22 protein-coding genes and 1 pseudogene are annotated in these 22,341 nt (G+C 56.0%); 11 read left to right on the forward strand and 12 right to left on the reverse strand.

The features are described 5' to 3' along the window. Window positions 1-123: 123 nt before the first annotated feature. The 9 genes and pseudogenes from AAAX31_RS08785 to AAAX31_RS08825 form a co-directional block, all read right to left on the reverse strand. Window positions 124-900 (reverse strand): annotated as a pseudogene (locus tag AAAX31_RS08785) (VirB6/TrbL-like conjugal transfer protein, CD1112 family); the annotation flags it as partial. 19 nt (window positions 901-919) lie between these two features. Then, entirely contained in the window at window positions 920-1,135 is a 216-nt protein-coding gene (locus AAAX31_RS08790) for a Maff2 family mobile element protein (RefSeq protein ID WP_045147112.1), read from the reverse strand. A gap of 484 nt (window positions 1,136-1,619) precedes the next feature. Next, a complete protein-coding gene (locus tag AAAX31_RS08795) occupies window positions 1,620-3,404 on the reverse strand; it encodes a VirD4-like conjugal transfer protein, CD1115 family (protein ID WP_118248611.1) in 1,785 nt (594 codons plus the stop codon). Further along, window positions 3,401-3,877 carry a PcfB family protein gene (locus AAAX31_RS08800; protein WP_055158527.1) on the reverse strand — a complete coding sequence of 159 codons (477 nt, stop codon included), beginning with the start codon at window positions 3,875-3,877 and terminating at the stop codon, window positions 3,401-3,403. The genes AAAX31_RS08795 and AAAX31_RS08800 overlap by 4 nt, the downstream gene beginning before the upstream one ends. A gap of 41 nt (window positions 3,878-3,918) precedes the next feature. After that, window positions 3,919-4,137, reverse strand: a complete 219-nt coding sequence (locus tag AAAX31_RS08805; protein WP_002590558.1) for a DUF5348 domain-containing protein — start codon at window positions 4,135-4,137, stop codon at window positions 3,919-3,921. 22 nt (window positions 4,138-4,159) lie between these two features. After that, the gene (locus tag AAAX31_RS08810) at window positions 4,160-5,131 is read right to left on the reverse strand and encodes a DUF6017 domain-containing protein (protein ID WP_055158529.1); all 972 of its coding nucleotides are present in this window, start codon (window positions 5,129-5,131) and stop codon (window positions 4,160-4,162) included. Between the two features lie 756 nt (window positions 5,132-5,887). After that, window positions 5,888-6,826 (reverse strand): helix-turn-helix domain-containing protein, encoded by a 939-nt coding sequence (locus tag AAAX31_RS08815; protein WP_349076965.1) that lies wholly within the window; start codon window positions 6,824-6,826, stop codon window positions 5,888-5,890. Window positions 6,827-7,218: 392 nt separating this feature from the next. Then, window positions 7,219-8,298, reverse strand: a complete 1,080-nt coding sequence (locus AAAX31_RS08820; protein WP_117584154.1) for an ATP-dependent 6-phosphofructokinase — start codon at window positions 8,296-8,298, stop codon at window positions 7,219-7,221. A 140-nt stretch (window positions 8,299-8,438) separates the two neighbouring features. After that, the gene (locus AAAX31_RS08825) at window positions 8,439-9,524 is read right to left on the reverse strand and encodes a carcinine hydrolase/isopenicillin-N N-acyltransferase family protein (RefSeq protein ID WP_349076966.1); all 1,086 of its coding nucleotides are present in this window, start codon (window positions 9,522-9,524) and stop codon (window positions 8,439-8,441) included. 161 nt (window positions 9,525-9,685) lie between these two features. Between AAAX31_RS08825 and AAAX31_RS08830 the strand changes: the two genes are divergently transcribed. From AAAX31_RS08830 to AAAX31_RS08840, 3 genes are all read left to right on the forward strand, one after another. Further along, complete coding sequence (locus tag AAAX31_RS08830) at window positions 9,686-11,071, forward strand: M18 family aminopeptidase (RefSeq protein ID WP_349076968.1); 1,386 nt, start codon at window positions 9,686-9,688, stop codon at window positions 11,069-11,071. Between the two features lie 215 nt (window positions 11,072-11,286). Then, window positions 11,287-11,667: a translation repressor RelB gene (locus tag AAAX31_RS08835; RefSeq protein WP_117584152.1), complete on the forward strand. Its 381-nt coding sequence runs from the start codon at window positions 11,287-11,289 to the stop codon at window positions 11,665-11,667. Next, on the forward strand, window positions 11,660-12,151 hold the full coding sequence (locus tag AAAX31_RS08840; protein ID WP_117629925.1) for a PIN domain-containing protein: 492 nt from the start codon (window positions 11,660-11,662) through the stop codon (window positions 12,149-12,151). Before AAAX31_RS08835 ends, AAAX31_RS08840 begins: the two co-directional genes overlap by 8 nt. 179 nt (window positions 12,152-12,330) lie before the next feature. On the opposite strand, the gene AAAX31_RS08845 is transcribed toward AAAX31_RS08840, so the two are convergent. From AAAX31_RS08845 to AAAX31_RS08855, 3 genes are all read right to left on the reverse strand, one after another. Next, complete coding sequence (locus AAAX31_RS08845; RefSeq protein WP_118258862.1) at window positions 12,331-13,266, reverse strand: D-2-hydroxyacid dehydrogenase; 936 nt, start codon at window positions 13,264-13,266, stop codon at window positions 12,331-12,333. Window positions 13,267-13,396: 130 nt separating this feature from the next. Next, a complete protein-coding gene (map, locus tag AAAX31_RS08850; protein ID WP_349076970.1) occupies window positions 13,397-14,284 on the reverse strand; it encodes a type I methionyl aminopeptidase in 888 nt (295 codons plus the stop codon). Window positions 14,285-14,339: 55 nt separating this feature from the next. Continuing rightward, a complete protein-coding gene (locus AAAX31_RS08855) occupies window positions 14,340-15,116 on the reverse strand; it encodes a radical SAM protein (protein ID WP_349076971.1) in 777 nt (258 codons plus the stop codon). Window positions 15,117-15,341: 225 nt separating this feature from the next. Here AAAX31_RS08855 and AAAX31_RS08860 point away from each other — a divergent pair, with 225 nt between their 5' ends. The 8 genes from AAAX31_RS08860 to AAAX31_RS08895 all read left to right on the forward strand — a co-directional run bounded on the left by AAAX31_RS08860 (window position 15,342) and on the right by AAAX31_RS08895 (window position 22,269). Beyond that, window positions 15,342-16,139, forward strand: coding sequence for an alpha/beta hydrolase (locus tag AAAX31_RS08860; protein ID WP_349076973.1), 798 nt, complete (start codon window positions 15,342-15,344; stop codon window positions 16,137-16,139). Window positions 16,140-16,350: 211 nt separating this feature from the next. Next, the gene (locus AAAX31_RS08865) at window positions 16,351-18,231 is read left to right on the forward strand and encodes an HD domain-containing phosphohydrolase (protein WP_349076975.1); all 1,881 of its coding nucleotides are present in this window, start codon (window positions 16,351-16,353) and stop codon (window positions 18,229-18,231) included. A 23-nt stretch (window positions 18,232-18,254) separates the two neighbouring features. Beyond that, complete coding sequence (locus AAAX31_RS08870; RefSeq protein WP_089572324.1) at window positions 18,255-18,611, forward strand: Hpt domain-containing protein; 357 nt, start codon at window positions 18,255-18,257, stop codon at window positions 18,609-18,611. A gap of 230 nt (window positions 18,612-18,841) precedes the next feature. After that, window positions 18,842-19,402: a hypothetical protein gene (locus AAAX31_RS08875; RefSeq protein ID WP_349076977.1), complete on the forward strand. Its 561-nt coding sequence runs from the start codon at window positions 18,842-18,844 to the stop codon at window positions 19,400-19,402. A gap of 8 nt (window positions 19,403-19,410) precedes the next feature. Then, window positions 19,411-19,740: a helix-turn-helix domain-containing protein gene (locus AAAX31_RS08880; RefSeq protein WP_117758382.1), complete on the forward strand. Its 330-nt coding sequence runs from the start codon at window positions 19,411-19,413 to the stop codon at window positions 19,738-19,740. Window positions 19,741-19,884: 144 nt separating this feature from the next. Continuing rightward, a complete protein-coding gene (locus AAAX31_RS08885; RefSeq protein ID WP_349076979.1) occupies window positions 19,885-20,646 on the forward strand; it encodes an ATP-binding cassette domain-containing protein in 762 nt (253 codons plus the stop codon). Then, window positions 20,643-21,467: a hypothetical protein gene (locus tag AAAX31_RS08890; protein WP_346976733.1), complete on the forward strand. Its 825-nt coding sequence runs from the start codon at window positions 20,643-20,645 to the stop codon at window positions 21,465-21,467. Before AAAX31_RS08885 ends, AAAX31_RS08890 begins: the two co-directional genes overlap by 4 nt. Beyond that, window positions 21,451-22,269 (forward strand): hypothetical protein, encoded by an 819-nt coding sequence (locus AAAX31_RS08895; protein WP_349076980.1) that lies wholly within the window; start codon window positions 21,451-21,453, stop codon window positions 22,267-22,269. Before AAAX31_RS08890 ends, AAAX31_RS08895 begins: the two co-directional genes overlap by 17 nt. Window positions 22,270-22,341: the final 72 nt, after the last annotated feature.

Genomic DNA, 22,341 nt, shown 5'->3' on the forward strand with positions numbered 1-22,341 from the left:
GCCTCCATAGCCTCTCCACCTGCGGAAACGGTGCGACGGCCAGGTGCCGGGGGCTATTCCCGCGTTGCGCTAGCTGCGGAAACGCGGGGCCCGTTCAGGCTGTTGCGTTGAGATTGAAAATCAACCGCTAACTGATAGAACTATGTAGACATATCCAAGAAGAACGGCGTAAATGCCGACGCATATCATTATGAGGAAGCCTTGAAAGCCAAGGGCGAACAGGGATTTTAGGTAGTTGTTTCCTATCTGTCCCCATTCCCGGTTAGTGAATGTTGCAAACGGGATAGGCGATACCGAACAGTAAAGGTAAATCTCTATCATGCGCCCGTAGAGGATAACGGTTATCAGTACGGACATTATCTTCATGCACAAGCTCACAAGGCTTGTTTCCATGACAAGTAAGAGCAGTTCGGGGATTTCCATAGCGTCAAGCCCGCTCTGCATGGAAGCAAGGGCGGCGGCAACATCAATATTTGTGCTGCCGCCGATTACCCCCGCCGCGCCGGAAACAACGTGCTGCGCCATATCGAACACCGCCATAGTGATGTCAAAGGTATGCGTCACAAGGTAGACTGCGACGTAAGCCTTGAATACCCACTTGAAGAACATGGAAGTGTCAACGTCGTGCATATTGTTCTTTTCCGTTACCATGCTGATAAGCTCATAGCATAGGACGTAGGTAATGACAAGCCCCGCAATGGGTACGATTACATTCTCCGATAGTGTGCGTATCATGGAGAAGATACCCGCGTTCCACCCTTGCGGGGTCTGCCCTACCTCTGCGGCGATAGTGCCGACTTTCTCGTTCACGTCCCCGAACATAGTTGACAGATTACCGTTTATGGCTCCTATGAGGATTTCCTTTATCCATTCGTTAATCGCGTCAAGTATGCTCTGCATAAGCCTTTACCCGCGCTTCTTAACCGAACAGGCCGGAAAGCAGCGGTACAAGGGTCATGCCGATAAGGGCAACGCCGCCGCCCGCCATGAGCTGCTTCATGCCCTGGCTTTTCGCGCCCGGATTGTCGTTGCCGTAGCCCTCCATGAGGTTAATCACGCCCCAGATACCAAGGCCAGCTCCAAGAGCGATAACAAGGGTCTGCAAAACGCCTACTGCCGAATTAAAAAATGCCATAAAGTTCTCCTTTCTTGCCGCGTGTGCGGCTGCCCGAAAAAGGGCATAAAAAACGGCGGCCAGTTTTGGTAACTGCCGCGGTCATAAGCCCGCCGGGGTTCGGCGGGTTCCCCACGCCGCCTAAATGTCTGCGGCGCGGCGGTATTCAGTTGTAAGGGCTGCGGCTTCTGCCGCTGTGTGCTGCGCCGGGGGAGTGGGGGCGCGTATCATGTAGCCTGTGTTTACGTTTCTGATTGTGATACCTCCTTTAAGTTTTTTTGCTCTTATGAATGAAAGAAAGAGAGGGTGCGGTTTTCGTCGTAGCAGTCGGCATTGTGGGAATGTGTATAACTGCCTTGCTTATGGAGTTGTGGGAAACGCTGTTTGCAGGACGTGGGAAAGCTGCCCTTTGCTTTTCCATGTGCTGTGAACGGCGTTTTCCATGACGGAATAGGCAGTTATGCACATTTCCATAATGCAAAGGTCTTTTCCCTGTCCTTTTCTTTTACGCTTCTGTATCTTCCGGCAAGTCTGCCGCGTCAATCTCGTAATAGTCAAAGACTTCATCGGGCTTGACGATAGCGGGGCGGCGGCGCAAGTGCTTCTCCATGTCAAAGGCGTTCTTCGGGTCTGCATCGGACAGGTACTTGTATTTCGGGTGCTTCGTTATGTCGAATTTGTCCGAAAAGAACGGGCGCACCCCGCGTAGCTGCAAGATACATTTCCCTCCGTCCATGACCGCGATTTCGTCCTGTGTCATAAGCTCCTTTCCCAATTTCTGATAGTTCAGCCCATGCGAAAGCTCCCGCCCTCTGGTTTCGGAAGTGTTGAAGCTGTCGATTGTTTCCTTGCCTAAAATTTCCGATATTTCTTTGAGCGTCGTTTTCTCCTTGCCGCCCAAGAAAAGCGTGGTGTCGCAGTTGCCGACTATGGTATCGGCGTTGTCCTTGTAAATGGCTTTTAGCTGTGACTGGCTCTGCAAGATGATTGACGCGGATATTTCCCGGCTCCTTATGGTGGCTATGAGCTTTTCAAACTTCGGTATCTGCCCGATATTCGCAAATTCATCAAGTAAGCACCGTACATGGACGGGAAGCCGCCCGCCGTACACATCATCTGCCTTGTCGCACAAGAGGTTGAATAGCTGTGTGTAGAGGATACTCACGACAAAGTTAAAGGTATCGTCGGTGTCACTGATAATGACGAAAAGGGCGGTCTTTCTGTCGCCTATGGTGTCAAGCTCCATTTCGTCGGTTTCCATAAGCTCGCGCAGCTCCTTAATGTCGAATGGGGCTAACCTCGCGCCGCATGAGATAAGTATGCTTTTTGCTGTCTTGCCCGCCGCAAGTTTGTATTTTTTGTACTGCTTGACCGCGAAATGCTCCGGGTCTTTTTCTTCCAGACGTTCAAACATGAGGTCAACCGGGTTCTGGAAGTCCTCGTCGTCCTCGCGGGCTTCCGACGCATTTATCATTTCAAGCAGCGTCGTGAAGTTCTTTTCCTCGTCCGGGGCTTCGTACCAGATATAGCCGATTAGCGCGGTGTAGTAGAGCTTTTCCGCTTTCACCCAAAAATCCTCGCCGGATTTCTCCCCGTCGCCTTTGGTGTTGGCGATAATGGTATTGACTAACTTCAAAATATCCTTTTCGCTCCGCAGATAGGCAAAGGGATTGTATTTCATGGATTTCTTGAAGTTAATCGTATTCAGCACTTTTATCCGATAGCCGCCCCGCTGTAAGAGCTTCCCGCACTCGATTAAGACGGTGCCTTTCGGGTCTGTGACAACATAGCTGCTGTGCATTTGCATGAGCGACGGTTTGACAAAAAACCTTGTCTTGCCGCTGCCGGAACCGCCGATTACAAGGATATTTTTGTTCCTTGCATACTTTGGCTGCTTCGGGCGGCTGTTCATGGTGAGCCGTTCCGTCTGTGTGAGGGGGATATTGTTCTCAAATACCGGGTCTGTGTACGGCTTTATGTCCTCGGCTGTCCCCCAACGTGCAGAGCCGTATTCCATGCCTTTCCGGTACTTCTTCGCGTTCTTGCCCTTGACGTAGATAATCAGCCGGACAATGACCGCCCCTGCAATGCCGATAAGCAAATCGACGGGGTGAAAACTCGGCGCGATACTGGAAAAGGCGGCGGTAAAACCGTCCCCAAGATGTAGCAGCTTTGCGCTTGCGTCCGCGCCGAGGGAAAGCCGGACAGCCGCGCCCACTTTATCAAAGAGCCAGACAAAGAGCAGATAGGGGAGATTGAGGATAAGCAGCTTCTTGATTTCCGGCTTCATAATTCCCGCCCCCTGTCTTTGTTTTTTACTTTCTCTCGCTGTGCGTTTCTGCCCTGTGCGGCTTCTTTAAGGCTTGTCAGCAGCTTTCGGATAGAGGGCTTCCTGTCCTGTGTCAGCTTCTTTGCGGAAAACTCCTTAAAGGCTGCGGTCAGCACGTCCGCGTCCCGCCCCTTGAAGAAAACAAGATAGCGGGGCGGGCTTTCCGTCGTGTCCTTTTTCAGCGCGAAGTCGATACCGTACTTTTTCGCCGTACTCTCAAAGGCTTTGATATTGTCTTTTGTAATCTCAATGTTGGAAACGCCCGCGTTCTGCTTCATAAGCTGCTTTAAGCTCTGCTTGCCCTGTGGCTGTTTCGTAAGCTGCTTTTTGCCCTTTGACAGAATGGCTTTCATTGCCTTTTGGAGCGTCTGCGCGGTCAGCTTCCCGGTCTTGATGTAAAGGGCTATGGTCTTTTCGTTTACTTCGTCCTGCAATTTCTCGCGTCCTCCTTTCGCGTTTCTTTATGGGGCGGCGGTCAGATACGCACCCGCAGCCCATTCAAATCCTCGGCTCTGATACCCACAAGATACCAGTTGTCGCCATACTCAATCCGGGTAGGCTTCCACTTGCCCCGCACGAACACGTCAAAGCACTCCCCGCAATGCAGCCCGCCATAGTAAGTATTGAGGTCAAAGCGAATGTCGTAACGGTCAGTGCGCTCGTCAAATACCAATGCTCCTGTTCTCTGTGCCATAATAAAATCCTCCTTTTGTTGTTTACAGGCTTTCGCCCGGTTTGAATGAATAGGGGTCGTGCGGCTCCTGTGGCGCAAGTGCGCCGCTTGCCATGTCATGGGCGACAAGGGAAGTGTAATAGTTGCCGATTGTGGACGGGGCATTGAAAAGGGCTGCTTTCAGATATTGCTTGATGTTGCGGATTTTGGTTGTGTTCTCCCGCATACAGTCAAGCACAAAGCGGATATGCTCGCCGTCCAGTTTCATAAACTTTGACTTCACAAGCTCTGCCGGGTAGTCGTCCCCCGCAATCCGCACCCGCTTTCTGGCGGTGCATACCGTTTCAAGCATGAGGTCTACAATCTCGTCAAGCCTGTCCCCGTCAAATTTCATGTCCTGTTTGAGAATGTCGTAGTCGATATTGTCCTTGATGATTTCCCGGTATATCTCTACTGCGCTCTGTGCTGCCGCTTCCGTTCCTTTCCGTTCCGGCGGCGTAGCCGCTCCCCCGCAAGGTGAGGGGTTAGGGGAAAGGATAGGAATGGAATGGGTACTTGATAAATCCGTATTTGATTTTTCTTTTTTTGGTAAGTCAGTTCTTTGTATATCTTTATTTAATTGCGTTGGATTTTCCAACGTAGGTTTTTCCAATGTTGGTTTTCCCTGTGTTGGATTATCCAATGTTGGATTTTCCAATGTAGGTAAATCCGGCGTAGGCGGCTGCGGCTGCTCGAATATCACATAGTCCGCGCCCCGCAAGCGTCCTTTCTCGTCGCGCTCCCTTGAACGGACGATATACCCGGCGCGTTCAAGCTCCCGTATGGCTTCGCGGATAGCGTCTATCTTCTCCCGGTTGATAAGGGATAAGCCTTTCAAGGTGTAGTCCCAATCTTCGGGGAGTGACAGCATTTGCGACAACAGCCCCTTTGCCTTTAGAGAAAGCTCCTTGTTGCGTAGGTGGTGGTTGCTCATTACGGTGTAGCCCTTGTTTCGTTCCACCCGGAAAACTGCCATAGTAAATCACTCCTTTTGCTGTGGATTTGTTACGCAGTAGAAGCGCGGTTTCGGGGGATAAGGTATAAATCCCTTGCCGCGTCAGATACGCGCCCGGAAAGCCGCTTGTAGCAAGGCTTTTTCTGCCCCTACTGCGTAACAAAGGGCATGAAAAAAGCGGCGTTCCTGTTCTCCCTGTGTAGAGAGTGGGAAACGCCGCTTTTGCGTCGTATTCAGTTTTTAGTACAATACCCGGCTTGTCCGTCGCTCGAAAAACCTTGATTTTCCAGTGTTTTCAAAAGTATCGTTATCTAACGTCAGCTTTAGGTGGCCCGGCGTTTGCCCCGTCAAACGGGCTTTTCCATTTGCCTTTCATTCTATTTGGTTTTCGCTCACAGGCGTGGATGAAGGGCTTTCTCCAGCCTTCGAGATTGGGCTTGAATGGGTCGTATGCCGCAAAACGGGCCTATCTACTACGTTTGCTACCACACCCTCGACCATGACAAAGATTATGAAATTAAAACCGCAGGTAGAGGGCTTGCAAATATTCGGAAAAGGCGGGTATGGTCGGCCCTCTCGAGTTAAACGTAGTAAATAGGCCCTTTTCTTGGCGCGTGGTCAGCTCAATGCTAATCTCCGTGCCGGAACTGACCCAGTTGTTTGTAGGTTGCGGTGATATACGGACTGTTTGGCGCTTTGGAGCTTCAAAACAGTCCCTATCTCACCGCAACTTAGGAGAAGGGCGGGGGTGGTTGGGTGCTGGTGGGTCGGAGCGTGTTAGGCCTGTTGGCGGTGCTTCCATTGTTTGCGGCACCAGCGCATGAGCGCTTTGATGACGGGAATCGTGATGAGGATGATCCATGCAGGATGGGGCTGTCCCAAACAGAGCCACATGTAGAGGAACCAAGCGATGGCGGCTGCCGGGTAGATGGCCTCGATCAGCTTAGACAGGTGGCGCCGATCGATGAAGTCACCAATCGCGTAGTAGACGGGAACCAGAAAGACGAGGAAAAGCCCCATGCCCCATGTGCCGTAGACAATGCCGAGCACCAGATAGGCGAGAGTGACAAGTGCGGGGAAGGGGAATTTGTTCCATGCACGTCCGACCTTGGTGTGGAAATGCTTGCCATGATGGTCGAGCTTGTCGTGTGCTTCCTTCCAGCTGGAAAACGTCTCGCCGTCGATGGTGACGGTGCCGTCGTCATTGGTGCGTACGCTATGTCCATCGTCCTCAAGCGTATCGATATGCACGCCGTCCGGCCCCACATGCACCTCTTCGCCCTTGCGCTCGTTGGTCACATGGATGCCGCTCCAACCAACATGGACTTCCTCGCCTTTATTGGGATCAATGACGTGGATACCGCGCGCGAGGGAAATATCGACAAGTGGCTTATCGCTGCAATCAGCGTGCTCAGTAGAAGCCTCAGCCTCTTCAGCCTTATCTGAAGCTTTGGTGCCGGCGTTGCTGTTCTGCGCCTCATCATCAGCCTGTGAGTCATCAGCGCTAGCCACCGCCTCCCCATACAGCAGCTCATCCAGCGACACGCCATACAGCGCGGCGAGCGCAATAAGGTTATCGGTATCGGGCGAGGATTCGCTGCGCTCCCATTTACTGACAGCCTGACGACTCACACCCGGCTGGGCGGCAAGCGCCTCCTGAGAAAGCCCGGCAGCCTTGCGGCGATCAACGAGCCGCTGCGCCATCGCAAGATCCATGGTGGTTCCTTTCGTTTGATGGTCGAATCGAATGAGCCGAGTATGCCGAGAACAACCGGTAGCGACCACCATTTCTAGTTAGAATCTGCCCCAACCCTACCGCAACTACCGGTAGCAACCCCTAGCGACCAGCCATTTTAGGACAAATGTCAGTGCTACTCTCAGCTAAGAGCCTGCAACATCCCAAAATCTCAGCCCACGCACTTGCAGCAAGAAGACGAATAGCCTCGGCCTCCCTAGTTACCGCAGGAGGCCCCAGGGCTTTCCTCCCAAATCTTTCCGCAGGACGGAAGGACCCCGCCGCGCGAAGCGCGCAGCGGGGTCCTGACATGTCCGAGGACGATTTGGGAGGAAAGCCTTGGGGCCTCCGATGAGAGCAGTTCCAGCCGAGGCTATTCGTCGCCAAAGCTGATGCCCAACGCCTTGGCCTCGCGTACCAGATCGCTCTGGGGGTCGACAAACTTGAGCTTGCCGGCGACCTCCTCGAGCGGCATGTGGCACATCTTGCCGTCACGCAGGGCAATCATGTAGCCAAACTCGCCGCGTAGGCAGCCAAGCGCTGCCTCGACGCCGCACTGGGTCGCAAAGATGCGGTCCTGGGCGTCGGGCTGGCCGCCGCGCTGCGTGTGACCGGGGATGGCGACGCGGGTCTCGCGACCGGTCTTGGCCTCGATCTCCTTGGCGATGTCGTACACGATTGACGGGCTCGTGCGCTCGGCGAGCTTCTTCTTGTACTCCTTCTTGGACAGTGCCGCGTCCTCCTTGGAGATGGCGCCCTCGGCGACGGCTACGATGGTAAAGCGGCTGCCGGTCTCCATGCGATGCTCGATGGTCTTGATGACGTTATCCATGTCGTAGGGGATCTCGGGAATCAGGATGACGTCCGCGCCGCCCGCGACGCCGGCATACAGCGGAATCCAACCGACCTTGTGGCCCATGATCTCGATGACAAACACGCGGCCGTGACTCGAGGCAGTGGTGTGGATGTCGTCGATGCACTTGGTGGCGACGTCGATGGCGCTCGTAAAGCCAAACGTCAGCTCGGTGCCCCAGGTGTCGTTATCGATGGTCTTGGGCAGGGCGATAACGTTGAGGCCCTCTTCGCGCAGGCGGTTGGCGGTCTTGGTGGAGCCGTTACCGCCCAGCATAAACAGGCAGTCGAGCTGCAGCTTATGATAGGTGTGGACCATTGCGGGCACCTTCTCGACGCCGTCGGCCTCGGGAATGTCCAGGCGCTTGAACGGCGTGCGGCTCGTGCCCAGGATGGTGCCGCCGCGGGTGAGGATGCCGCTAAAATCGGCGGGCGTCATGACGCGGAACCTGCTGTAGATAAGGCCCTGGTAGCCGTCCTCAAAACCATAGATCTCAATAGGCTCTTCGCTATTGGTCATAAGCGTTTTGACAATGCCGCGCATGGTGGCGTTGAGCGCTTGACAGTCGCCGCCACTGGTAAGAAGACCGATCCTAAGCATGATGAATCCTTCCGGGCAAGTTATAACATGCGCATAAGTTTACCCCCGCACACTGTTGATACGGGGGTAAAACGTGTTAGCTCAAGCGTATAGAAATGTAAACAACGCCAGGCGAGCGTAAAGTCGACGGGCCTGGCTCCTTACAGTGCGAATGCGTCGATGTCGCCCCAGTGGCGGCGCAGCGTGATGGCGGCAGCAGGCTCGGTGTTGTCAAAGACGACCGACCACTGCGTGTTGCTGGTGATGTCTTCCGGATTGGGCTCTTGCGCTGCAGCGCGTAGGGCCTTCCAAGCGACTGCCTCGTCTTGGGCGCCGGTATGGGCGTCGAGGACATCGGCGATTGCGGCGGCGCGCTCTTTACCATGGCCTAGCTCGCCATTCTTTTGGTTAGGCAGCACTTCGTCGCCATAGCAGGCGTAGAAGTTCGTAACCTGGGTTACAGGAGTCGCTTTGAAAGCGCGGTCCGGATCGCGCGGATCCCACTCTACTACGCGCGCGTCACCGGCGGCGTCGTTTATAAAGAAGTGGTAATCGCGTCCTGCCATGGCGTGCATGTCGTAGGCGGAAAGCAGGTCGACAGCTTCTTGCGTGGCGGCGGCACGGTCGAGCACCAGACGGATGGCGAGCGAGGTATTGATGACGGGGCGCTGCGTGTCCTGGTCACAGGGTTTGGAATCCAGGGTGAGCACGGCAATGGACACGCCACATTCGTTGACGCCGTCGAGCTGGGCAAACGGGCCCATGAGTGCGGCGGCGCGTCCGGCGACGGAGTCAAGCGGAGTGTTATCGCCCAGGTTGTTAAGGGCGGCAAACCCGATGGAGGCATAGCCGCCGCGTGGGTGATTGCGCACCAGCAGCGCCGAGGTGTCGTCCTTAAAGTCGTAATTGCGACCGGTACGCACGCGGCCTTCGGCATCTACGGCGACAAAAGCGCTGCAGGCAAACTGGGGCGCCTGGACATGTGCCGGCACACCGGGCAGCACCTGCGCCACCACGGCATCGATGTAGGCCTGGTCGTCGCGTACGCCGGCGGCGATGATGCGATCAAGATCGTAGTCGTAGGCGATGTCGATTGCGTACAGGTCATAGCCATCCGCGTAGCCGGTCAAGCGTTTGAGCGACGCGGCGGACTTGATTTGCTTGTGATAAACGATACCGGTGGCAGCGGCAAGGCCGACGGCGACACCCGCGACACCGCAGGCGATGGCAATGTTACGTGGCTTCATGACGGCTCCTCTCGTCCTGTTAGCGCAATTGTCGCAAAAGGAGCGCGGGCATGATGGCTCAACTTGGTGAGCGGCGCGGAATTAAGCACGGAATGAAGAGTGCGGCGCTGGCGTGGCGGGGTATGCTGGAGGGGACCATCAACCCAGCGAAAGGGGAGAGCATGACGGATCAGGAAACGATCGAGCGCGTGCACGTGACGGCCGACGATATCGAGGCCTCCAACGACCTTATCGACTTTATCGAGGCATGCCCCAGCATGTTCCATACGGCAGCGACCATTATGGCCGAACTCGACGAGGCGGGCTTTACCTACCTGCCCGAGAACGCAGCGTGGGACATCGAGCCGGGCGGGCGTTATTACACGCAGCGCAACACCTCGAGCGTCGTTGCCTTTAAGGTGGGCGAAGACCTGGCCGCTACGTGGGGCGAGGACGGCGTTGCCGGCGACTATCATTTTCAACTCACGGCGTCACACAGCGATTCGCCGACGTTTAAGGTTAAGGCCGTGCCCGAGCTCGACGGCGCGGGCGAGACGCTGCGCCTGAACACCGAGGCCTACGGCGGCATGATCGACTACACCTGGTTCGATCGCCCGCTGGCACTTGCGGGCCGCGTGCTGGTGCGCGAGGGCGACCGTATCGAGAGCCGCTTGCTCGCTACCGAGCGCGAAGTTGCCATTATCCCGAGCCTTGCCATCCATATGAATCGTGGCGTTAACGAGGGCTTTGCGCCCAACCGAGCTGTCGACCTGTGCCCGCTCATCAGCGCCGGCGACCTTAAGCAGGGAGATTTTGACGCCCTGATCGCCGACGAACTGGACGTTGAGCCCGAGCAAATTTTGGGTCGCGACCTGTTCCTGGTCAATCGTCAGGATGCACGCATTTGGGGCTGGGCCGACGAGTTTATCTCGACGCCCAAGCTCGACGACCTGGCCTGCGCCTACACCTCGCTGCAGGCATTTTTGGGTGCCGAGAATGCGCACGACGTTTCGGTCTTTTGCTGCTTTGATAACGAGGAGGTTGGCTCCGAGACCAAGCAGGGCGCCATGTCGACGTTCTTGGCCGACGCGCTGCGCCGCATCAACGGGTCGCTGGGCTTCGATGACGAGTCGTACCACCGCGCACTTGCCGCTTCGATGCTCGTGAGCTGCGACAACGCGCATGCCGTGCACCCCAACCACGCCGAGAAGTGCGACGCCCGCAACCAGGTTGTGCTTAACGGCGGCATCGTCATCAAGGAGGCCGCCAACCAGCACTACTGCACCGACGCCTTTAGCCGCGCGGTGTTCCAGGCCATTTGCGATGACGCCGACGTGCCCACGCAGGCCTTTGCCAACAAGAGCGATATGGCCGGCGGTTCTACCCTGGGCAATCTGACCAATATGCAGGCGAGCATGCATGCCGTGGACGTGGGCCTGCCGCAGCTTGCCATGCACTCGAGCTACGAGACCGGCGGCGTGCGCGACGTAATGTACGCCATCCGCGCCCTCACCGCCTTCTACGAGCGTGACCTGACCATCAACGGCGCCGAAAGCGTGGAACTCTAAAACCTGCCAAAAAGGGACAGGTTTATTTTGGCAGGTTTTATCTGGGCGAATGCAAAGGGTGAAACCGAACTAGATCTGCGATACGTGGCCGCCGAGGTGCAGTGCGCCTCGGCGGCTTTTTGTGTACAGAGTACGGCTAATGCTTATAAATGCTATACATGCTTTACGTATCTACCATAGAGCTTTATGATATTTTGAAGTATTAAGGAGGGGTCATGACCACAACAGCCGCTCAGATCAACGTACGTCTCGATGCCGATCTTAAAAGGAGTGGGGACGCCGCTCTCTCCAAGGCCGGTATGACGCCGAGCCAAGCGGTGCGAGCGCTCTGGCAGCTTGCAGCATCGCTGGCCGATCGCCCCGGTGCGCTCGAGGATATTCTGCTGCCCAGTCGTGCCCGGGCGGAACAGCGCGAGCGCGAAAAGGCCGCCAAACGTAAGCTCGAGCTTATGGATCAGGGGTCGAAGCTGTTCGCTGCCGCTTGCTGTGAGTCGGGAATCGATATGGTCAAGGCTCAGCCATCGGACGACGAAGAGCTCAAACGGAATGCCTATGCGGATCGCTATGGCGAGGAGATGAGCTGGCTCTATGAGTGAGACTCCAAAGCGCATCTTGGTTGACACCAACGTGTGGCTCGATTACTTCATTCCCTCACGACGTGGTCGTTCGGTGGCGATTGAGTTTTTACGCGATGCATGCACGGCGCAGGTTGATTTGCTGTATGCGGCGACATCGTCCAAAGACCTGTTTTATTTGATTTCAAGCGAACATAAGGCATGGTATCGGCGAGAGCACGGTTCGCTTTCCCAGTATGCCGCTACGGTAGCGACTTCGCTTGCATGGGATTGTCTTAGCGTGCTGTCGCAGCTTGCCACGCCAGTGCCCTGTGACCTGAGCGACATCTGGATGGCGAGCAGACAGCGTGAGCTCCATAGCGATTACGAAGACGATTTAATCATTGCGGCAGCGATACGCGCTCAAGCAGATCTACTGGTCACCAACGATGTCAAACTCTGTTCACACGCACCCGTTGCAGCAATGAGCGTAGAAGACGCAAAGAATTACTTAGCAACGCTCTAGCAATTTGAAGACCCTGCAGGTTGAGCAAACGTCAGCGAGAGCCCGCCAGAGTGAGCAAGGTGACGTGAAAGAGGAGGGCATAGGCCTTTTGGCCATGCCCGACGATTGAACGTCAGATTGCCGCTCTGGCGGGCTCGCAGCGTCGAGGGGTTCCGGCGTTTGGCAAAACGCCGGAACAATTAGTGCTCGATCCAGCAGCGCAGGGTCTCGCCGGCCTGCAGGTGACGCAGATTCTCCGCGGCGATGTCGACGACGTTGTTGAGCGTGGCTGCCAGGTGGAACCAGCCGGAGACGTGCGGCGTGATGAGCATGTTGGGCGCATCCCACAGGGGGCTTGTCGCGGGCAGCGGTTCGGGGTCGGTGACGTCGACCGCGGCGCCGGCGAGATGTCCCGACTCCAGAACGGCAACCAAGTCATCGGTGACCACAAGGTCGCCGCGGCCGCCGTTGGCAAAGAAGGCACCTGGTTTCATCGCGGCAAAGAACTCGGCGTTCGCCAGACCGCGGGTCTCGGGCGTGCTCGGCATAAAGGATGCGACGATGTCGGCCTCTGCCAGGCGCTCAGGTAGGGCGTCCATGCCGTCCATGTCCTCAAACACAATGGGGTAGACGAGTGGATGGCGCTTGATGCCGCGGACGTGCGCGCCCATGCCGCGGCAGAGCGTGGCAAAGTGACCGCCGATATCGCCCGCGCCCAGCACCAGCACGTTGGCGTTTTTGAGCGAGGTAACTGGCCCCAAATCCTCCCAGCGATGTTCGCGCTGCAAGTCGTGATAGCCGGGCAGGCGCTTCATCATGGAAAGGACCATGGCAAACATGTGCTCGCTCACGGCCTGGCCGTAGGCGCCCACCGAGCAAGACAGTTTGGCGTCGGCTGGCACGGTGCCGGCGGCCAAGTAATCGTCATAGCCCGCGGTCTGTAGTTGCAGCAGCTGGAGGTGCTCGCATGCGGTAAGTAGGGCAGGGTCTATGTTGCCCAAGATCACGTCGGCGTTGGCGACTTGTTCGCGCGTGATAGCGTCGGCGCTCGTGTAGATAAAGTCCTCGCCCGGAGCGCTCGACTCAAGAATTGCGCGATGGTGGTCGTTGACGGGCAGCAAAACCAAGATGTTCACAAGTAGTCCTTTCCGCTTGACCCGCCAAAAAGGGACAGGTTTATTTTGGCGGGTTTTATCAGGCAAAACGTTCAAACAAAAACGCCGGATGCTAGACGAGCGTGCCCGTCAGCATCCGGCGCATCCACGGCTACCAGCTCAGCAGCTCGTAGCCGTCCTCGGTCACTACGAGCTGTACCTCGCACTGGGCCGAATCGCTGCCGTCCTTGGTGCGCACACACCAGCCGTCGCCCTTGCTAATCTTGATGTCGGGCGCTCCGGCATTGACCATGGGCTCGATGGTAAAGACCATGCCCGGAGCCATGATGGTGTCCACATCGGGCGCCTCGGTGGTAAAGCCTACAAACGGGTCCTCGTGGAACTCCTTGCCAATGCCGTGTCCGCCGTACTCGCGCACCACGCTAAAACCGGCGTCCTCGACCGTCTTTTGCACGGCCTCGGCCATCACGGACAGCGGTAGCCATGGCTTGACGGCGGCTAGACCCGCTTTCACGCTGGCGCGAGTGACGTCGACCAGACGCTGGCGCTCGGCAGAGACCTTGCCGATGCAGAACATGCGGCTCGAATCGCTAAAGTAGCCGTCCAAGATCGTGGAACAATCGACGTTGATGATGTCGCCCTCGTGCAGCACGTCCGTATCGCAGGGGATGCCGTGACAGACCACGTCGTTGATCGAGGTGCACACGCTCTTGGGGTAGCCCTCATAGTTGAGGTCAGCCGGCGTGCCACCGTGTTCGATGGTGTAGTCGTAGATCATCTGGTCGATCTGGTTGGTGGTCATGCCCGCGGCGATGTGCTCGCCTACGTAGTCGAGCACGCCCACGTTGATGGCGGCCGAGCGCTTGATGCCCTCGATGTCGGCGGGTGTCTTGTAGAGCGTGCGGGGCAGAACCTCCCAGCCCTCTTCCCACAAGCGCTCGAGGCGCTCATCAAAGGCGCTATGGCATTTCTTGTATTTCTTGCCGCTGCCGCACCAGCAAGCGTCGTTGCGGCCGGGCACGGGTCCATTGTCAAACATGGCTAACTTCCTTTCATTCGCAGCTAGTATAGCCCACTCACAGGGCAGCTGCGCGCTAGTAGCTCACCTGGCAGGGAATGCCGAGGGCACGCACGCGCGCGGCAATGGCGTCGAGGGCCTCGGGTGCTGCTTTGGCAAGGCCGGCGACCGGTGTCTCGCGCGCCACCGTGTAGATGGTCGCTTCTTGTGGGCGAATGCGCTCAAGCGCCGCGAGCCAGGGGGCGACGTACTCCTCGCCGGTGTTGTCGATGAGCTTGCCCTGATACTCGCCGTTCAAAAAGATCGTCTGGATAATAACGTGACCGTCAAAGCTTGCGAACGTCTCGATCTGGTGCTCGACGTCGTAGGGGCCAACGGGCTGGTCGAGCAGCTGGATAAATGCCGGGTCGACGGTATCGAGCTTAAGAATGTTGTCATCGACCATCATGAGCGCGTCGTGCACCTCGGGGCGGTCGGCGCGCGTGCCGTTGGAGAGCACGGCGATCTTGGAGTTTGGGGCAAGCTCGTCGCGCAGCGCGACGGCGCCGGCGATGGCCTGCGGAAACTCCGGTGCGGCGGTGGGCTCGCCGTTTCCTGCGAAGGTGATCACATCGGGGAGCTCGCCCTCGGCTGCCATCTCGCGCAGCTTTGCCTCGAGCGCGTCGAGTACCACGGCAGCTGTGTTGTACGGCTCATGGCAGGGGCGCTCGGCGTTGAGGCCGTTTTCGCAGTAAATGCAGTCGAACGTGCAGATTTTGCCGCTGGCCGGCATCATGTTGACGCCGAGCGAGAGACCAAGGCGACGGCTGCGAACGGGCCCAAAGATGGGGCTGGCATTCAAAAACGTAGACATAGGCATATGCTCCTCAAGACAATTGTGCCTAAGCATAGCATCGGCTCCAAAGCAAGGTGCGGGCTCTTGCTTTACAAGTTTCGTTTTTTCACGTCGCCCATTATGCCGCGCCATGAAAAGCCTCGGGTCGGGTAAAGTTAATCTGTTAACAAGGTGTAAGGCAATGTGGGTCCATCCAACCGCGCTGACGTGCAACTGGATGAGCATTGATGATGGGGGCACAACATGAATTTTACGGTCGAGAATGCGGGCACCACGATTGCCTGTCGCGAATATGCCGGCCCAGATGTGTCGCCTGATGCTCCTGCCTTGGTGTGCGTGCACGGCGCTTGTGTCGACGGCACATTTTTCGACGGTATCGCTTGTGAGCTCAGCCGCAACTACCGCGTAATTGCCTACGACCGCCGCGGCTGCGGTGGCAGCAGCGATGCGGCAGACGGCAGCTATGATCTTGCCGCTCAGGCCGCCGACCTGCAAGCCGTGATCGAACACGTTGGCGCTCCGACAAATATGCTTGCGCATAGCGCCGGTACGTTGGTGGCGCTGGAGCTTCTTCGCGCCGAACCCCATCTCGTCGCCCGTGCGATTCTGCATGAGCCGGCTGTGTCGGCCGAAGGCTTCGGCATGGGCGCAGCTCCGGTTTTGCTCGATATGATTGCGGCTGGAAAGGTTTCAAGGGCGCTCCGGCTTTTCTTGGGAGCCCTCGGCGACTTGGACCCCGAGGCTCCTGGGACGACCGAAGTGGAAGTCAAACATGCCCTGCGCAATGGTCGTTGCTTTATGGCCAATGAATACGGAACAAATATGACATATGCTCCCGACTGGGAGCGCGCCCGCGCATCGAAGTCCGTTGCTGCTGTGCTTCTCGGCGAGCTTTCGCTCGGTACGCCCCGCGAGGCTGGCACGCGAGCGGCTGCCGAATATCTCGATTGCCCCCTTGTGACGATCCCGGGCGCGCATAACGGTTTGCGCGATCGCCCCGTTACGGCGGCAAACGCCGTTCGCGATGTCTTGGAGCGTTAGCACGCTCGATGACCTGCGGGGAGAAGGGCTGCTGGCGTTTCGTCATTGTTAACGAATGCGCCCATAACCGCGCACCCGCGGCTCCATTACCGCCGTTTGCCAGGTCATAAAAATGTAACGATAAACGCGCGTTTGCCTTCAGCTGTTAGATGTTACCCTTGTACCAATTGATATGCACCGTTGCCGTGCGTAACGATAGAAAGGGCTCCATATGCTCAATAATCACGAGGTCAATCTAACCGACGAGGAGGCTGCCGCCGAGGTCGCCCGCGTCGCGAAGACCTACCCCGTGGTGCGTTTGCTGTCGGCCGATCAGATTAAGAGCGAGCCTAACTGCCTGCTCGCCGGCAATCGGTGCCCTTGTCTGCGTCAGTCAAGTCTTGAGGCCTTGGCAGGTTCCGATGATGTATCGGAGCAGCTGCTCAATGATGGTACCGAGTACCGCGCTCGCCTGCGCCCTCTGAAGGTCGAGGGCGAGCCTCACGTCCTGCTGATGGTGCGTCCGATCGATGAGCAAGAGGCTGCAGAAGAGGACCTCGTCTACACCGACGTGCTGACGAGCGTGCGCAATCGCCGATATTACGAGGAAAAGCTCCGTAGCGCCCGCATGAATGCCGGCGTTGCGGTGATCGACCTTGATGATTTTAGGGTCTTCAACGATACGTGTGGCCGTCATGCCGGCGACCTTGCGCTCGGTGCTGTGGCGACAGCCATACGCAGCGGAATTCGTTCGACTGACGAGCTTGTGCGCTATGGCTGCGACAAGTTTGTGGTCGTCATGCCCAATATTCCCTCCGATGACTTCACCCGTCGCCTGCACCAGGTGTCCGATGCCGTTCATGCCACGATTGTTCCGGGCCATGAGTATGTGAGCTTGACGGCATGTGTTGGTGGCGTTCGCATTCATGGCGAGACGGTCGATGAGGGAGTTGGCCGCGCTGTCCAGTTATTGAGCCGCGCTAAGGCAAAAGCCGGTACGGTCGTGACCGATGCCGATTCCATCGAGGCCTTCCAAAGCGAAAAGCCTTTGGTGCTTATTGTCGATGACTCCGAGATGAACCGAGCCATTCTCAACGAGATGCTCAAGGACGAGTATTGCATCCTCGAGGCCGATAACGGTCGTGCGGCGCTCGACATTGTCGACCGCTATGGTGATGAGTTGTCGCTCGTGCTGCTGGATATTGTCATGTCGGGCATAAGCGGCTTTGAGGTGCTGGCCAATCTGTCGCGCCGATCGGGTATCGACAATCTGCCTGTCATCATGATTTCGAGCGAAGATTCCGACGATATGGTTCTGCGCGCGTACGAGCTGGGCGCTTCGGACTATATCAACCGCCCGTTTGACTCCCGCGTCGTGCGCCGCCGTGTAAGCAACACCATCCGCCTATATGCCAAACAGCGCCGCCTGACGAACCTGCTGTCCCAGCAGTACAACGAGCGCGTCAAGAACAGTCGCATGCTCATCGACATCATGGCCGGCGTCATGGAGCTTCGCAACGGCGAGAGCGGCAGGCACGTTACGAACATCGAAAAGCTGACCGAGCTGCTGCTTGGCTGTCTGGTTCAGCGTAGCGGCACGATCTCCCTCGACAATGAGGAACGCTCCACGATCGCCCTGGCTTCGGCGCTGCACGATATCGGCAAGATGTCGATTGACGATGCGATTCTCAACAAGCCCGGACGCCTTACGCCCGAGGAGTTCGAGATTATGAAGACGCATACCACGATCGGCGCCGACATGCTGCTTGAGCTGGGTAGCCATCACGCCGGCAATGCGCTTATGGAATATGTGTACCAGATTGCGCGTTGGCATCACGAGCGCTGGGACGGCAAGGGTTATCCCGATGGCCTTAAGGGCGACGAAATTCCCATTGCCGCACAGGTGGTTTCGGTGGCCGACGTGTACGATGCCCTGACGAGCGTGCGCGTGTACAAGGACGCTATCCCGCACGAGGAAGCGATCCAGATGATTCTGGACGGTAAGTGCGGTACCTTTAACCCGCTGCTGCTCGATTGCCTGCTCGAGGTGCAAGACCGTATTGCTGAGACATTGGCACGCCCCGCCGATGTCGTCGCGTTTCCCACGATTTAGTTTGACCAAAGGAGTTTTAACCCATGATTTCCATGCGTGAGGCGTATGAGAAGATCGGCGCTAATTATGATGACGCGTGCGCTCGGCTGATGGGCGGGGAAATGCTTGCCCGCTTTGCCCTCAAGTTTTTGGATGACGAGAGCATGGACAAGCTGGAAGCCGCCATGGCGGCGGGAGACGCCGAAGGTGCGTTTATGGCAGCGCACACGCTCAAGGGCGTGAGCCAGAACCTGGGATTCGATAATCTGTACGAGCCGGCGGTCGTGGTGACCGAGGCGCTGCGCGGCGCCGATGCCGTTGACGGCGCTCGCGAGGGAATGCATGCGCTACAGCAGCAATATGCGGCTACGATGTCGGCCCTGCGCGAGGCGGCCGAGTAAGAGCTCGCGAGCTTTGATGACTATGAGAGTGGATAATCTCCCGTTTTAGGCCCGGTGGTGGCCTCAAAGTGGGAGATTATCCACTCTCGTTCGATACGTGTCCAAAAATCCACTCTCACCCCTTCTGATTAGTGAATGGCCTATGCGCACTGGCGGGGCTTTCCGCATGCAATCCATATCGTTGTTCGATAAACTATTCCGATAACGATAGAGTCGACGAGGGTGAGTGTATGTCCAATAGCGTTCAGCGTATGGCCAAGGCGCGCGAAAATATCAGGAAGCTCGGTTTTTGCATGACGGTCGTTTCTGCGGGAATGCTCGTCGCTTTTGCCGCGTTGGTTGTTTACGTGATCTGGTATGCGGTTGCAAACGTTGCTTCTGTCGATTCTTTTGGTGTCGTGACGCTTCTCGATGGCGGGTGCATCGTTATCCCAAGCGGGCTGTGCCTGGCACTCGCCGTGGGTGTTTCGCTTGTCGTTTTGTGCGGAATCAGCCATAACATCTCTCGGGGCGTCTCGCCCTTTACCAAGACGCATGTGCGGCTTATCCGTGTTCTCGCGCTTGCCTTTGCTGTTAACGCCGCGGTTTCGCTTGTTGGTGCCTATGGATCGGTCAATCTCACCATTGGCGGACTGGAGCTTTACATCGTGCCTCATTCCTTCGTTATTGAGATTTGCCAAGGCGCTACCTTTGATACGGGGTCGTTTATCGGCGCAGTTGTCTGTTTGTTTATCTCGGCGATCTGGAGTTATGCCTCGCTGCTCCAAGAGCAGTCTGACGAGCTTGTGTAGGAGGAAACATGAGCTATCTCATCATCGAGCTTGAGACGCAGCTGCTTAAGACCGGAAAGACCAGCGCTGATCTGATTCGGGCGACGGGGCATACTCCGGCTAATATTTCAAAGCTTAGAAACGGAAAGATAAAAGCTATTCGCCTAAAGACGCTTCTTGATATCTGTGATGAGCTTGATTGTCAACCGGGAGATATTATTCAGCGCGTGAGCGAGAAAGAGCTTGAGGAGCTTATTGTCGAGCGCGCAAAAAATGTCGTGAGACAGATGCGGGACGGCGGAGGCAATGAGGTATCGCTTCCGACATCAGTCTTTGCTGTCGATTTGAGCGACGAGTAGCATAAGACGAACAGCTAAAACGAAGTATCAGCGTGAAGGGACCCGTGTCTAACACGGGTCCCTTCTTTTAGACTATCTTGACAAATATGAGTTATCGAAAAACAATAACAACAATGGAAAACGATAAAGGAAAGAAGGAACGATATGAGCGGTTTTTCTATCAAGCAGAACGGGGGTCCAATGAACGCATCAGCGATAAAGCTATCAAAAGTTTCAAAACGCTACGGGAAACGGCGCGTTTTGCATGACGTTTCCTTCGAGGTGCATCAGTCTGAGCTCTGTGCCCTTGTTGGTGCAAACGGGGCGGGTAAAAGCACGCTTATTAAAATAGTGCTGGGCCTCTGCGAGCCATCTTCGGGGAGCGTGGAGCTCTTTGGAGGCAAATCAAAAAGAGAGCTTGGCCTGATGCGGACGCGTGTCGGCTATGTGCCAGATTCCGGCGGAGCATACCAATCCCTCAGTGCGGTTGAGAATCTCCAAATCCGATGTTTGGAATGGGGGCTTGATGCGAATCGTGAGATTCCTCGCGTTTTGAGCCTAGTCGGGCTGGACGTCGTAGAGAAAAAGAGCGTGAGCAGTTTTTCTCTGGGAATGAAACGGCGGCTGGATATAGCTACAGCTTTGTTGGGTGACACTGATCTGCTTATTTTTGATGAGCCAGCAAACGGGTTGGACCCGCTGGGCATCGAGAGTATATGGGCCCTTATCGGTCGATTGAATCGAGAACAGGGTAAGACCATGCTCATCTCTAGCCATGATTTGGATGAGTTGGCATCAGTTGCAACAAGTTGCGTGTTTATCCATGACGGCGAACTGCTGAAAAAGGAACCGATGGACATCATAAGGGATGAGGCATCGTCCCTAAAAGAGTATTACAGGCGCTTGATGAAGGCGGTCTCGCTATGAAGCGGGCGATCCATCCCATAAAGGCAGATATGATGCGTTTGCACAGGATGTTTCCGGCGAAGTTTGGTCTTACGCTTATGCTGGCGTTCGGCCTTCTCTTCGGTGTCTTTCTAAAAAACGGAACAACGTTGCTCGCCTTTGGCAATAGCGTTTTTGGGGAGGATATTGGTTTCTGCTGGAATGTAATCGATCCTTCTGCACCCGATGAGTCCCTTGTGCGCAGTGCTTTTGCCGGCACCTCCCTGTTCGTTCCGCTCATCGTTTGCCTGGCGATTTTACAGGAGCGCGGCTATGAAGAGGGATGCCGAATTTCTTCAGCAAGAGGTCTTGCCCGCTTTAACGGGGCTCTGGCACATGTACTTTCGTCTTCTTTAATAATCGGCGCAGCATATAGTGCGCTTTGCCTTCTTCTGTTTGCAATAGCGATAACACGTGGAGGGCAAAACTATGCGCATAGCATGCTGGCTACATTTTTGCCTGCGATGATAATCAACGCCGTATTGGTGATATCGGTTGCGTTGGAGACGGTGACCATCTATCGGATTACAAGCAGCGCCGTATTTAGCGGAGCTGTGGTAATAATCGGATTTGTCATGAGCTTGACACTCTACGGAACTTACCTTCAGACGCCCATACCGTCCTTGCGATGGATCTTCTTTCTTCCGGGGCCGTACCTTGGAGTCGGATGTGCCCTTGGGTATAGCGATATGGGGCAGCTGACGCTTCTGGGATATGGCGCGGCAGCCAGCTGTCTATCGGTATTGATTTACGCTCTCGTGAGCTTTCGTGCTGGGGGTGTGCTCAATGGCTCGTCAGACTAGAAGATTCCTTCATTCAGAATTGAAGCATGTGAGCAAATGGACGTACGCCTTAATCCTGGTAATTTATGCGTGCATGGTGGTATTGCAGCTTAATTCTTTCCCGATGTGGTTCTGTAGCCTCCGTGAGAACAGTTTCTTGGGCTTTTTCCCAGACCCGACGCTTCGGCTATCGGCAGAGGATGTCCTTCTATTTGGTAATGCAGAGGTTTTTCGCGGTCTGCTGTTCAACGTAGCCCCGTTGGCTCATGCATTGTTCTTTCCGTTCATCGCGGCTTGCATTGTGCCGCGCTTTGTCAGTTCGGGCTTTATTGAGGAACCGTGGGGCCTGTCGATGGCTCGGGGAGGGAAGCGAGCGTGCGTTACCGTTGCCCGAGTGATGTTGTCTTCTTTCGCCCTTTTGGGCGCGTTTATCCTGTCGAGTGTCGTTTTGTACTGCCTTAACTGCGCGATCGTTTTAGATGCTCAACAGTATTTCAACCTGAATAATTATTGCTATCGACTTCTTCTGGCGAGTGTCGTCTGCCTTGCATACGTGGTCTCTTGCGTGATCGTTGTTTCCTATTTTGGGTCCGGCTTCGGTCCGATTGGCATGCTGTTGCTTGTCAATGTTGTAGCGATCTACATACAGCTCGGGGCCAATTCCATGCTTCCGCTTTCAGCCTCGATGCTCATGTGGATTTGTGGCGTGACCCCGTTGGGGAATAGTCAATGCATTTCGATTCTAATTGACTGTCTGATAAACGTAGCAAGCGTTTTTACCATCTGCTTTACCGTCGACCGATTGCGGTCGAGATTTCTTTGATTGTTTGTGAGGGATAATCATACCGAGCATACCAAATACAGGGGGCGGGCACCGTGGCTGGTGTCCGCCCCC

Origin of the sequence: Collinsella sp. CLA-ER-H5, assembly GCF_040092375.1 — a bacterium.
Lineage (GTDB): Bacteria > Actinomycetota > Coriobacteriia > Coriobacteriales > Coriobacteriaceae > Collinsella.

Bases quoted from the DNA above. Each gene is read 5' to 3' on its own strand.
- AAAX31_RS08790 (WP_045147112.1), bottom strand. From the start codon at position 1,135: ATGGCATTTTTTAATTCGGCAGTAGGCGTTTTGCAGACCCTTGTTATC.
- AAAX31_RS08795 (WP_118248611.1), bottom strand. From the start codon at position 3,404: ATGAAGCCGGAAATCAAGAAGCTGCTTATCCTCAATCTCCCCTATCTG.
- AAAX31_RS08805 (WP_002590558.1), bottom strand. From the start codon at position 4,137: ATGGCACAGAGAACAGGAGCATTGGTATTTGACGAGCGCACTGACCGT.
- AAAX31_RS08810 (WP_055158529.1), bottom strand. From the start codon at position 5,131: ATGGCAGTTTTCCGGGTGGAACGAAACAAGGGCTACACCGTAATGAGC.
- AAAX31_RS08815 (WP_349076965.1), bottom strand. From the start codon at position 6,826: ATGGATCTTGCGATGGCGCAGCGGCTCGTTGATCGCCGCAAGGCTGCC.
- AAAX31_RS08820 (WP_117584154.1), bottom strand. From the start codon at position 8,298: ATGCTTAGGATCGGTCTTCTTACCAGTGGCGGCGACTGTCAAGCGCTC.
- AAAX31_RS08825 (WP_349076966.1), bottom strand. From the start codon at position 9,524: ATGAAGCCACGTAACATTGCCATCGCCTGCGGTGTCGCGGGTGTCGCC.
- AAAX31_RS08830 (WP_349076968.1), top strand. From the start codon at position 9,686: ATGACGGATCAGGAAACGATCGAGCGCGTGCACGTGACGGCCGACGAT.
- AAAX31_RS08835 (WP_117584152.1), top strand. From the start codon at position 11,287: ATGACCACAACAGCCGCTCAGATCAACGTACGTCTCGATGCCGATCTT.
- AAAX31_RS08840 (WP_117629925.1), top strand. From the start codon at position 11,660: ATGAGTGAGACTCCAAAGCGCATCTTGGTTGACACCAACGTGTGGCTC.
- map (WP_349076970.1), bottom strand. From the start codon at position 14,284: ATGTTTGACAATGGACCCGTGCCCGGCCGCAACGACGCTTGCTGGTGC.
- AAAX31_RS08855 (WP_349076971.1), bottom strand. From the start codon at position 15,116: ATGTCTACGTTTTTGAATGCCAGCCCCATCTTTGGGCCCGTTCGCAGC.
- AAAX31_RS08860 (WP_349076973.1), top strand. From the start codon at position 15,342: ATGAATTTTACGGTCGAGAATGCGGGCACCACGATTGCCTGTCGCGAA.
- AAAX31_RS08865 (WP_349076975.1), top strand. From the start codon at position 16,351: ATGCTCAATAATCACGAGGTCAATCTAACCGACGAGGAGGCTGCCGCC.
- AAAX31_RS08870 (WP_089572324.1), top strand. From the start codon at position 18,255: ATGATTTCCATGCGTGAGGCGTATGAGAAGATCGGCGCTAATTATGAT.
- AAAX31_RS08875 (WP_349076977.1), top strand. From the start codon at position 18,842: ATGTCCAATAGCGTTCAGCGTATGGCCAAGGCGCGCGAAAATATCAGG.
- AAAX31_RS08880 (WP_117758382.1), top strand. From the start codon at position 19,411: ATGAGCTATCTCATCATCGAGCTTGAGACGCAGCTGCTTAAGACCGGA.
- AAAX31_RS08885 (WP_349076979.1), top strand. From the start codon at position 19,885: ATGAGCGGTTTTTCTATCAAGCAGAACGGGGGTCCAATGAACGCATCA.
- AAAX31_RS08890 (WP_346976733.1), top strand. From the start codon at position 20,643: ATGAAGCGGGCGATCCATCCCATAAAGGCAGATATGATGCGTTTGCAC.
- AAAX31_RS08895 (WP_349076980.1), top strand. From the start codon at position 21,451: ATGGCTCGTCAGACTAGAAGATTCCTTCATTCAGAATTGAAGCATGTG.